The organism is Microbacterium sp. LjRoot45 (assembly GCF_964253325.1).
GTDB lineage: Bacteria > Actinomycetota > Actinomycetes > Actinomycetales > Microbacteriaceae > Microbacterium.
In genome coordinates, this window is sequence record NZ_CAXUQM020000001.1 from 220,984 (window position 1) to 232,412 (window position 11,429).

Here is an 11,429-nt window from a genome sequence, read left to right on the forward strand (position 1 = left end):
AGGATGCCGGGTGCCTCAGCGGCCCTCCGATGCGCCGATCTCCTCCCCACCGCCGCCCCCCACCGCCGCCCCCCCACCGCCCCCCCACCGCCCCGCAAACGAACCGGGGAGTTCTCCCCTACCCCCGCGCTCGGTCCTCGGCGCGGGCTGACGTAGGCTGGCAGGGTTTCCGACAGAGTGAGCGACTGATTCAGCAGTCAGTGCCCGACGCCACGCAGAAGAGTTAGCCCGGGGGGAGCCGAGCCCAATGAAGTCCTTCGCGTGGCTTCGCGCACGCCCGCGCACACTGGCATCCGTCGGTGTCGTCGGTGCTGTCGCCGTGACCCTGGGTACGCTCGCCTTCGTCTACGAGGGCAACCCGACGACCGAGGTCGATCTCCACGACGGCGGCGTCTGGGTCACGAAGCAGTCGAGCATGCTCGTCGGCCACTTCAACCACGAGTCGCAGGTGCTCGACGGCGGTCTGCGCACGGCGACGGCCGCTTACGACGTTCTCCAGGCCGGATCGCGCGTCCTCGTCGTCGACGACAAGACCGTCACCGCCGTCGATCCCGCCCGGGTCACCCTCAGCGGCAGCACCGACCTGCCGCCGGGAGCGACGCTCGCGCTCGGCGCGGGATCGGTCGCGGTGCTCGCCCCGTCGGGCCAGCTGTGGACCACCGACTTCTCGGCGGTCTCGTCGTTCGCCCCCGAGACGGTCGACCCGATCGCCGAGCTCGGCGAGGGAGCGGTCACGGCCGTCGCGACCGACGGCACGGTGTACGCGGCATCCACCGAGGATGCCCGCCTCGTCGCCTACGGGCGCGCCTCCGACGGCTCCATCACCGAGTCGGGCGCGCGTGACCTCGAGGGCGTCGAGAAGGGCCACCGCCTCCAACTGACGGCCGTCGGCCACGTCGCGTTCGCGCTCGACGCCGACACGAGCACGCTGTACGGCAGCGACGGCACGCGGGTCGAGGTGCCCGCCGACGCCGTGCTGCAGCAGCCCTCCGACGCGACGGATGCAGTCACCCTCGCCACCCCCACGTCGCTCGTGCGGGTGCCGCTGGGCGGCGGCGAGCCGACCACGGTCGAGGTCGAGGGCGGGGCTGCCGGCACGGCCGCGCAGCCCGTGTTCGTCGCGGGCTGTGCGTACGGTGCATGGTCGGGGACGGGCCAGTTCGTTCGCGACTGCCCGGGAGACGGCAACGACCGGGCGGAGGCGATCAAGGGCGTCGAAGAGACGAGCGTGCTGCAGTTCCGCGTGAACCGCGACGTCGTCGTGCTGAACGACGTCTTCGGCGGCGCGGCGTGGATGGCCAGCGACAGCATGCAGCGCGTCGACAACTGGCAGGACATCACGCCGCCGGAAGGTGAAGGCGAGGAAGAGGAGGAGACCACCGAGGAGTCGGTCCAGACCACCCTTCCCGAGCGCACCGACAAGAACACCGACCCGATCGCCAACGACGACCAGTACGGTGTCCGGCCGGGCCGCACCACCGTGCTCCCCGTGCTCGAGAACGACACGGATGCCGATGGCGACGTGCTCGTCGCGTCGGTCGAGCGCGACCCCTCGTTCGGCACGATCGAGCCGATCCACAACGGCGCCGCGCTCCAGATCACCGTCGACGACGACGCCGCCGGTTCCACGACCTTCACCTACAAGGTCGACGACGGTCGCGGCGGCGAGGACACCGCCCGCGTCACCGTCACCGTGCGCCCCCTCGACCAGAACTCGCCCCCCGTCCAGCGCCGGAAGACGTCCGTGCCGGTCGAGACGGGCGGGACCGCGTCGTACAACGTGCTCGCCGACTGGATCGACCCCGACGGCGACGACATCTTCCTCCTCGACGTCGTGCCCGACGGGGGCGACGAGGCCAACTTCACGTCCGACGGTCAGATCACCTACCGTGCGATCGGCGGCGTGCAGGGGCGGAAGGAAGTGCCGATCACGGTGTCCGACGGCACCGACCCGGGCGGCGGCGTCGCCGTCTACGACATCCGCCCGCTCGGCAGCACGCAGCCGATCACGAACGCCGACCACGTCGTCACGCGCGCGGGCCAGCCGGTGACGGTCACCCCCCTCGCGAACGACACGAGCTCGGGCAGCGAGCTCCTGCGCCTCACGCGCGTCGACGAGCTCGAAGACGCGAAGATCGTCGCGGACTTCCGCGAGAAGACGTTCACCTTCACCTCGAACAAGGTCGGCACCCACTACGTGCAGTACCTCGTCTCGGCCGGCCCCAACTCGGTTCCGGGGCTCGTTCGCGTCGACGTGCTCCCCGACGAGGAGAACGACCTCCCTCCCGTCGCGGTGCGCGATATCGCGTTGCTCCCGAAGGGCGGCGACGTGCTGGTCAACGTCCTCGGCAACGACTCCGACCCCGGCGGCGGCATCCTCGTCGTGCAGTCCGTGAGCGTCGAGCCGGGCACGGGCGTCGCCGCGGCGGTGCTCGGGCACGAGACCGTTCGCATCACCGACCAGAGTGGCCTCGACGGTCAGGTGCGGGTGTCATACACGATCTCCAATGGGGCCGCGTCAGCCACGGGCGAGATCGTCGTCATCCCGGTGCCTGCGCCCTCTCGCCTGCGTCCGCCGGTCGCCGAGTCCGATCAGGCGGTCGTCCGCGCGGGTGACATCGTGACGATCCCCGTGCTCGAGAACGACTTCCACCCCAACGGCGACACGATGCACGTCGCCGAGGAGCTCGTGGAAACGGTCGACCCCGAGGACGGCGAGGCCTTCGTCGCCGAAGACACCGTGCGCTTCCGTGCGGGCGACGAGGCCAAGACCGTCAACCTCACGTACGACGTCGTCGATTCGACAGGACAGCGGGATGCCGGGTTCGTGCGCATCCAGATCCTTCCTCTCAACGACGAGGCCAACGCGGCACCCCGTCCACGCGACCTGACGGCGCGCGTGCTGGGCGGCTCGAAGGTGGAGATCCCCGTGCCGCTGGACGGGATCGACGAGGACGGCGACTCCGTCGACCTCGTCGGCCTCGCCTCCGCTCCCGCCAAGGGACGCATCGTCGAGACGAAGGTCGCCTCGTTCGTCTACGAGGCCTTCGAGGAGTCGGTCGGCGTCGACGCGTTCACCTACCGGGTGCGCGACCGCCTCGGCAAGGAGGCGACGGCGACGGTGCAGCTGGGCATCGCGCCCGTGGCCGCCGACAACCAGGCGCCCTACGCCGTGCGGGACTCGGTCATCATGCGTCCGGGCCGCCAAGTGGCGGTGCCCGTCCTCGACAACGACTCCGACCCCGACGGCGACCAGTTCGGATTCGCCGAAAACGCCGTCGAACTGCCCGACGGCGTCGCGGGTCTCGACGCGGAGGTGTCGGGCCGCTACCTCCTCATCACGTCTCCCGCCGAGGAGATGCAGACGAGCGTCAACTACACGATCGCCGACGAGCGCGGTCTCGAAGCGACGACCTCCGTGCAGATCACGGTCGACGAGGACGTGCCGCTGATCCCGCCGATCGCGCGTGACGACCGCGTCGTCGCGGAGGACGTGACGGAGGAGGGCACCGCCGACATCGCCGTGCTCGAAAACGACGACGATCCCGACGGCACCCGGTCGGCCCTGAAGGTGTCGCTGGGCACGGGAGGCTCCGGTGCGCAGGTGCTCGCCGACGGCATCGTCCGCGTGACGCTGACCGACGAGCCGCAGCTCATCACCTACACCGTCACCGACGTCGACGACCAGACGGCATCCGCGTTCCTCCGCGTCCCCTCGCTCGACTCGCTGCCGCCGAGCCTGCTGTCGACCGAGGCGCTCGTCGTCGACAGCGGCGAGACCGTCGAACTGCCGCTCGCCGAGTACGTCCGCGCCGCCGGCGGCAAGAAGGTCGTCATCACGGAGGCCGCCAAGGCGACCGCCGCGCACTCGGACGGCGCCTCGCTCGTGAAGGACCAGACGACGCTCGTCTACACGTCGAAGGACCGCTACTTCGGTTCCGACGCGCTGACGTTCGAGGTGACCGACGGCTCCGGGCCCGACGACCCTGACGGTCGCAAGGCGACGCTCACCATCCCGATCACCGTGCTTCCGCCCGAGAACCAGCCGCCGACGTTCGTCGGTGCGTCGATGTCCGTCGCTCCCGGCGAGGACGCGACCCGCCTGGGGCTGCGCGACCTGGTGACCGACCCCGACCCGGGCGACCTGGAGAACATCGTGTTCTCGCTGGCATCCGACGCGCCCGCGGGTGTCCGCGCGTCCGTCGACGGCGGCGCGCTGCTCGTCCAGGCCGATGCCGACGTCGCGAAGGGCACGACGTTCTCGCTGCAGGTGCAGGCCACCGACCAGCAGACCGAGCCGGTACAGGCTGCCATCGCCGTGACCGTGACGGCGTCGACCCGCGAGCTCCCCAGCGCCAACGACGACGTGATCGATCAGGCCGATCAGGGAGCGACGGTCTCGGTCCCGGTGCTGAAGAACGACGTCAACCCGTTCCCTGACACGCCGCTGGAGATCGTGCGCGTCGAACCGGAGGCGGGCGATGTTGCACGCGTGCGGATCTCGGGATCGAACGTCGACGTGACCAGCGCCCCCGACTTCGTCGGAACGATGGTGGTGCGCTACACGGTGCAGGACAAGACCGGCGACGCCGACCGACAGGTGGAAGGACGCGTGCGCGTCACGGTGCAGGGACGCCCCGATGCGCCCGGCAAGCCCACGGTCACCGCCGTCGAGAGCCGCACCGTCGTGCTGTCGTGGACGCCGCCGATCGACAACGGCCGGCCCATCACGGGGTACACGGTCACCTCCCTCGCGGGCGGGTACTCGAAGGAGTGCCCCTCGACGACGTGCACTCTCGACGGTCTCACCAACAACGTCGAGTACAACTTCGTGGTTACGGCGACCAACAGCGTGGGCACGTCCGACCCGTCGGTGCCGTCCGAGACCGCGCGACCCGACCAGCGCCCCGACCAGCCCAACCCGCCGACGCTCGCGTTCGGCGACCGCAGTCTGGCCGTCTCGTGGACGGTGCCGCGCACAGAAGGCTCGCCCGTCGAGAGCTACACGCTGGAGATCTCGCCCGCGCCGCCGTCCGGCGTCGCGCAGAAGACCAACGTGACCCAGACGAGCATCACGTGGGACGGCCTCGAGAACGGTGTCGCCTACCAGGTGCGGGTCCGCGCCCACAACCGCGCCCCCGAGCCCTCGGAGTTCAGCGCCTGGTCGGCGACGGAGATCCCCGCACGCCAGCCCGACGCCCCCAACGCGCCCACCACCGAGCGGATCGACTCGGTCGGCACGCAGAGTCAGATGCGCGTGTCGTGGAACCAGCCGGCCAGCAACGGCGATGACATCGACAGCTACCAGCTGCGTGTCCTGCAGGGGTCGTCGGTGGTCCGCACCATCGATGTCGCGGCGGGACAGACGAGCCAGGCCGTGACGGTGGACAACTCGACCAGCTCGTACACCTTCAGTGTCCGCGCGCTGAACAAGGCCGGCTGGGGCGAGTGGAGCGCCGCGTCCGCGCCTCGGCAGGCGGCCGGTACCCCGTCGGCGCCGACCATGGGCGCGGCTTCCGCCGGCGACAACCGGGTCAGCGTCACCTGGACGGCGGGCTCGCTCAACGGAGCCAGCGCCAGCCAGGTCAGCTACCAGTACTCCGTCAACAACGGCGGCTGGCGCGGCGACTGGGTCGCGGGCGGCAGCGGCGGCTCGGGCACGATCGGCAACGGCCAGGTCAACAACAACGGCACGTACACGGTCCGCGTCCGCGCGGTGTCGTCGGTCGAGGGCGTCACGAACGAAGGCGATCCGTCGGCCGCCTCGAACCAGGTGGCGCCGTACGGGCCGATCGGCAATCCCACCGCCAACGCGACCGCGAGCGGCACGAGCATCACCGTGTCGTGGTCGTCGCCGGCGCGCAACGGTCGCGACATCACAACCCAGATCCGCATCAACGGCGGCGGCTGGGAGACCGTGGGCGCCAGCGGCAGCCGCACCGCCGACGTCGGCTACAGCACGACGCGCACCATCGACGTGCGCACCACGGCCGCAGGTCAGACGACGACGGCATCCGACTCCGCCCGCACCCAGGACGCGCCGCCGCCGCCGCAGCCGAAGGTGTGGGTCACCCGAGGCGACCGCGTGAGCGGATGCGTCAACGGCTGCTACAAGTTCGTCGTGAACTGGGAGAACATGTCGATCGGCAGCGCCGGCATGCAGTGCATGTACAGCGGCGGCGCCGTGAGCGGCACCATCCACACCGTGAACTTCAGCGGCAACGGCTCGCGTCAGATCGAGTGCTTCCTGGGCGCCGATGGCTACGACGTGTGGGTCGACATCAAGGGCTGGGGCGGCGCCGTGGACACCGAGAAGAGATGGTGGCCGCGCGGCTGACGCGCCCGCCACCGCAGAGACCATCGAGAAGGACGAGAACTGATGAGCATGACCCCCGAGCAGGCGGCCTGGTTCCGCGACACGTTCGCGCGCCTGGTGGACAACGTCGATCAGGCCCTCATGGGCAAGCGCGAGGTCGTCGGCCTCGTCCTGTCGGCAATGCTGGCCGAGGGCCACGTGCTGCTGGAGGACGCCCCGGGCACGGGCAAGACGAGCCTCGCGAAGGCGCTCGCCGCGAGCGTGCAGGGCACGTCGAATCGCATCCAGTTCACCCCCGACCTGCTGCCCTCCGACGTCACCGGCGTGACGATCTACGACCAGCAGAACCACAAGTTCGAGTTCCACCGCGGCCCGGTGTTCTCCTCGATCGTGCTCGCCGACGAGATCAACCGCGCGTCGCCCAAGACGCAGTCGGCGCTCCTCGAGGTCATGGAGGAGTCGCGGGTGACCGTCGACGGCGTCGCGCACGAGGTGGGGCGTCCCTTCCTCGTCATCGCGACCCAGAACCCCATCGAGCAGGCCGGCACGTACAAGCTCCCCGAGGCGCAGCTCGACCGCTTCATGGTGAAGACCTCGATCGGCTACCCGTCGCTCGCGGTCGCCGAGCGCATCCTCGCCGGAGCGGTCGACCGCAACCCGTCGGCGAACCTCCGCCCCGTCATCACGACGAAGGCGGTCGCCGACATGGCAGACCTCGCCGCCACCGTGCACATCGATCCCGCCGTCGCGAGGTTCTCGGCGCAGCTGGTCGAGGCCACGCGCGCCGACGAAGGTGCCCGCCTCGGCGTCTCGGTGCGCGGGGCGATCTCGATGATGCGCATCGCGAAGGTGTACGCCGCCGCGCAGGGCCGCCACTACGTCGTCCCCGACGACATCAAGGCGCTCGCCGTGCCGGTCTGGGCGCACCGTCTGGTGCTCGACGCCGAGGCGGAGTTCTCGGGAGTGACGGCCGAGCGCATCGTCCAGAACGCGCTCGGCGCCGTGGAGGCTCCTCTCGCGAGGGCCACCGCCTGATGACCACCACCCGGGAACCGGTCGAGCCGACGCGCGCCGCGCCTCGGCGGGTCGGCGCGCCCGGAACCGCCACGGCCGCAGACGCCGCGCCGACGGCATCCGAGTCCCCGACGTTCGAGAGCGCCGAGACGCCTCGGCCGGGCCTCTCGGCATCCGCTCCCTCTCGCTGGGAGCACGCGCGGGAGTCGGCCGCCGCGGTGCTCGCCGTCGCCTGGCGTCACATCGCACGCGTCGCCGCCGTGGTCCGTCCGCTCGGCTGGGTCGCCCTGGCGCTCGCGGCCGTGCTCTGGTTCGCCGCCGTCGCCTACGGCTGGTCGGAGGCGATGGTCGCGGCGGCGGTCGTCACGGCCGCCCTCGCCCTCAGCATCCCGTTCCTGTTCGGGCGCACCGCGTACGGCGTCGACCTGGACCTCACCCGCACCCGCGTGGTCGTGGGCGAGCGCGCGGTGGGTGCGCTGACGCTCACCAACGGCACCGGCCGGGCGCTCCTCCCGTCGGAGGTCGTGCTGCCGGTGGGTGCAGGCCGCGGCGTCTTCGACGTGCCGCGCCTGGCGGCGGGGGAGTCGCACGAGGAGCTCTTCGCGATCCCGACCACGGCGCGCGGTGTGCTCGCAGTGGGCCCCGTGAGCGTGCTGCGCGGCGACCCGCTGGGCCTGTTCGAGCGCACCCACGACCGCCGTCAGGCCGTCGAGCTGTTCGTGCACCCGCGCACGACGGCGCTCGACGGACTGTCGCTCGGGCAGATGCGCGACCTCGAGGGTCTTCCTGTGCAGCAGCTGGAGCGCGATGACGTGTCGTTCCACGCGCTGCGCGAGTACCAGCCGGGCGACGACCTGCGCCACGTGCACTGGAAGTCGACGGCGCGCACGGGCGATGTCATGGTGCGTCAGTACGAGCAGACCCGCCGGTCGCACTTCGTCGTCGGCCTGTCGGGACACCCCGACGACTACCGCACTGCGGACGAGTTCGAGCTCGCGATCTCGATCGCCGGATCGGTTGGACTGCGGGCGCTCCGCGACTCCCGGGTGCTCGACGCGCGCACGCAGCACGGCGCCCTCCGCGCCGACAGTGGACGCCGCTTCCTCGACGCGCTGGCCGCGCTCGAACCGACCCGCCCGCGCGACGGCGGTGTCGTCGCGCTCGCCGGCGCGATGGCCGTGGGTGCGCCGCAGGCGGCCGTCGCCGTCCTGGTGTGCGGCTCGACGGTGGATGCCGCGGAGCTGCGGCTCGCGTGCTCGCGCCTCCCCTACGGCGTGCGGGTGCTGGCGGTCGTCGCCGACGTGCGCGCCGACGCACCCTCGCTGCGGCGCGTCGGTGAGGCCGACGTGGTGACCGTCGGCGCGCTCGATCAGCTGGGTCGGGCCGTGCGGAAGGTGCTGTCGTGAACCGGCCCGTCGTGCGGACCGCGATCGATCTCGGGGCCGTCGCGCTGCTGCTGTCGGTCGCCGTCATCGGATTCGGCCCCACCTTCGACGGACCCCAGTACCTCGTCGCCGGGTTCGGCGCGATCATCGTCGGGCTCGCGGTGGCGTGGTTCGGTCAGTGGCTGCGGTGGGGAATCCTCTCCGTGGCCGGGGTCACCGTCGCCGTCTACTTCCCGCTGGGCGGCGCGTTGGCCCTGCCGCACACGGCGCTGCTCGGGGTGATCCCGACGCTCGAGACCTGGCGGCAGCTGGCGGTCGGCACGGTGACCTCCTTCAAGGCGCTGCTGACCACGGTGCCGCCGGTCGCGGCATCCGACGGGCACCTCGTCGTGCCGTTCCTGCTCACCCTCGTCGCGGCCGTCATCGCCGGCTCCCTCGCGCTGCGGGTGCGGCCTGCCGCGTGGGCGCTGCTCCCGGCCCTCGCGCTCACCGGGCTCCAGATCCTCCTCGGCGCCGCGCAGCCGGCCGCGCCGCTCGTGCAGGGCATCGTCTTCGCCGCAGTCGCGGTCGTGTGGCTCGCGCTGCGTCAGACCTGGGACGGCGACTCCGCGGCCCAGCGCCTCGAGAACGCGGCGGCGACGCCCTCGCGTCCCCTGCGCGCGCGCCGGCTCATCGCCGGGGGTGCGGTGCTGGCACTGGCCGCCGGGGTCGGCGTCGCGACCGCCGCGTTCGGCTCCACCCCGACGCAGCGCTACATCCTGCGCGACTTCGTCGTGCCGCCGTTCGACGTGCACCAGTACCCGAGCCCGCTGCAGGCGTGGCGCGGCTACATCCGTGACGATGCCGACGCGACCCTGTTCACGGCGGCCGGGCTTCCCGAAGACGCGCGCGTGCGCCTCGCGACGATGGATGCCTACAACGGCATCGTCTACAACGTCTCGGACGACGGTGCGGGCTCCTCGAGCGCGTTCACTCCCGTGCGGTCCAACATGTCGCCGACGGCGACGGGCACGCCCACGACCGTGCGGATCGACATCGGGGACTATGCGGGCGTGTGGCTTCCCGATGTAGGAGCCGTGCGGGACATCGCGTTCGACGGCGACCGTGCCGGGGAGCTTCGACGTTCCGCGCACTTCAACGACGCGACGGGCACGGCCGTCGTGACGGCCGGTCTGCGGTCGGGCGACGCCTACACGCTGCAGACGCTCGTCTCCGAGGTGCCCAGCGATGCCGCACTCGCCGACGCCGCGTTCGCTCCCCTCTCCATGCCCAAGCAGGAGGGTGTGCCCGAATCGCTGTCGAAGCTCGCCGCCGAGAACCTCGGCGAGGCCGAGACCCCCATCGAGCGCGTCCGCGCCCTGCAGGACTGGCTGAGCACCGACGGCTACTTCAGCCACGGTCTCGCCGACGACGTCTTCTCGCCCTCGGGGCACGGTGCCGCGCGCATCACGATGCTGTTCTCGAACGACCAGATGATCGGCGACGACGAGCAGTACGCCGTCGCGATGGCGCTCCTGGCGCGGCAGTTGGGCATGCCGGCGCGCGTCGTCATGGGCTGGTACCCCGGCGAGGACGAGACGGATGCCGGGGTGTTCACCGCCACGGGCGACAACCTGCACGCGTGGGTGGAGGTCGCCTTCGACGGCTTCGGCTGGGTGCCGTTCGATCCGACCCCCGACGAGGACAACGAGCCCAACGACCAGAACACCAAGCCGCAGGCGAATCCGAAGCCGCAGGTGCTGCAGCCCCCGCCGCCGGCGCAGGAGCCCGCCGACCTCCCGCCGACGATCGCCGACGATCGTGAGCAGGACGACGACACCGAACCCGGCGTCGACTGGCTCGGGACCGTGCTGCTGTGGGGCGGGATCGGGCTCGGCACCGTGGCCCTGCTCCTCGCGCCGTTCATCGTGCTCGGGCTGATCAAGGGTGCCCGTCGCGCGCGCCGCCGCAACGCGGAGCGCACCGCCGACCGCATCTCGGGCGGGTGGGACGAGATCGTCGACACCGCCGTCGACCTCCGCACGCCGGTCGTGCCCGGGGCGACGCGCGCCGAGAGCGCGACGATCGTGGGCTCTCGCTTCGAGGAGCCCCGCGTGACCACGTTGGCGACGTGGGCCGACGCCGACGTGTACGGGCCCGGCGATCCGTCGCCGGAGGACGTCGAGGCGTTCTGGCGAGAGGTGGACGCGCTCGTGGGCGGCATGCGGCAGAAGACGTCGTGGTGGCAGCGCCTGGGCGCGCGGCTGAGTCTGCGTTCCCTCCGCCGGGGACGGTCCACATGACCGCCGTGCTCGACTCCGACACCGGTCCCGACACCCGTCCGCGGGCCGAGGTACTGCGTGAGCTGCGCGCCGCGGTCGACGTGATCGGCGGTGTGCCGCCGTTCGGACCGCGGCCGCTCGCCACACTCGTGTGGGACGACGGCATCCGTCACGTGGTCCGCACGCAGACCGTGTTCGGTCGCAACCCGGGCGCCGTTCCGGGATGGGCGGCGGTCGCGGTGCGCGACGAGACGCTCTCGCTGTCGCGGACGCACATCGCGATCGGCGGGGTCCTGGGAGCCGTGTGGCTCGCCGACACGGGTTCGATGAACGGCACGGACATCGTCCGTGACGGCGAACGGCATCGCGTGGCACCCGGTGAGCGGTGGATGCTGCGTGCAGGTGACATCCTGGAGGTCGGCGATCGTCGGGTGAGCATCGAGGGGGTGTGAG

At 71.6% G+C, this 11,429-nt stretch carries 5 protein-coding genes; all 5 read left to right on the top strand.

Features of this window, described 5'->3' with window-relative positions:
- Positions 1 to 247: 247 nt before the first annotated feature.
- Genes ACSQ18_RS00995 through ACSQ18_RS01015 form a run of 5 tightly spaced genes read left to right on the top strand, consistent with a single transcriptional unit; the run spans position 248 to position 11,428 of the window.
- Positions 248 to 6,337: an Ig-like domain-containing protein gene (locus ACSQ18_RS00995; RefSeq protein WP_436035212.1), complete on the top strand. Its 6,090-nt coding sequence runs from the start codon at positions 248 to 250 to the stop codon at positions 6,335 to 6,337.
- Between the two features lie 42 nt (positions 6,338 to 6,379).
- Entirely contained in the window at positions 6,380 to 7,351 is a 972-nt protein-coding gene (locus tag ACSQ18_RS01000) for an AAA family ATPase (protein ID WP_144806905.1), read from the top strand.
- Positions 7,351 to 8,736, top strand: a complete 1,386-nt coding sequence (locus tag ACSQ18_RS01005; RefSeq protein WP_436035213.1) for a DUF58 domain-containing protein — start codon at positions 7,351 to 7,353, stop codon at positions 8,734 to 8,736. The genes ACSQ18_RS01000 and ACSQ18_RS01005 overlap by 1 nt, the downstream gene beginning before the upstream one ends.
- Positions 8,733 to 10,997 (top strand): transglutaminase-like domain-containing protein, encoded by a 2,265-nt coding sequence (locus ACSQ18_RS01010; protein ID WP_436035214.1) that lies wholly within the window; start codon positions 8,733 to 8,735, stop codon positions 10,995 to 10,997. The genes ACSQ18_RS01005 and ACSQ18_RS01010 overlap by 4 nt, the downstream gene beginning before the upstream one ends.
- A complete protein-coding gene (locus ACSQ18_RS01015; RefSeq protein WP_436035215.1) occupies positions 10,994 to 11,428 on the top strand; it encodes an FHA domain-containing protein in 435 nt (144 codons plus the stop codon). The genes ACSQ18_RS01010 and ACSQ18_RS01015 overlap by 4 nt, the downstream gene beginning before the upstream one ends.
- The last annotated feature ends 1 nt before the right edge of the window (position 11,429 follow it).

What these genes read in the sequence shown, in the direction of transcription:
- ACSQ18_RS00995 (WP_436035212.1), top strand. Translation starts at nt 248, where the DNA reads ATGAAGTCCTTCGCGTGGCTTCGCGCACGCCCGCGCACACTGGCATCC.
- ACSQ18_RS01000 (WP_144806905.1), top strand. Translation starts at nt 6,380, where the DNA reads ATGAGCATGACCCCCGAGCAGGCGGCCTGGTTCCGCGACACGTTCGCG.
- ACSQ18_RS01005 (WP_436035213.1), top strand. Translation starts at nt 7,351, where the DNA reads ATGACCACCACCCGGGAACCGGTCGAGCCGACGCGCGCCGCGCCTCGG.
- ACSQ18_RS01015 (WP_436035215.1), top strand. Translation starts at nt 10,994, where the DNA reads ATGACCGCCGTGCTCGACTCCGACACCGGTCCCGACACCCGTCCGCGG.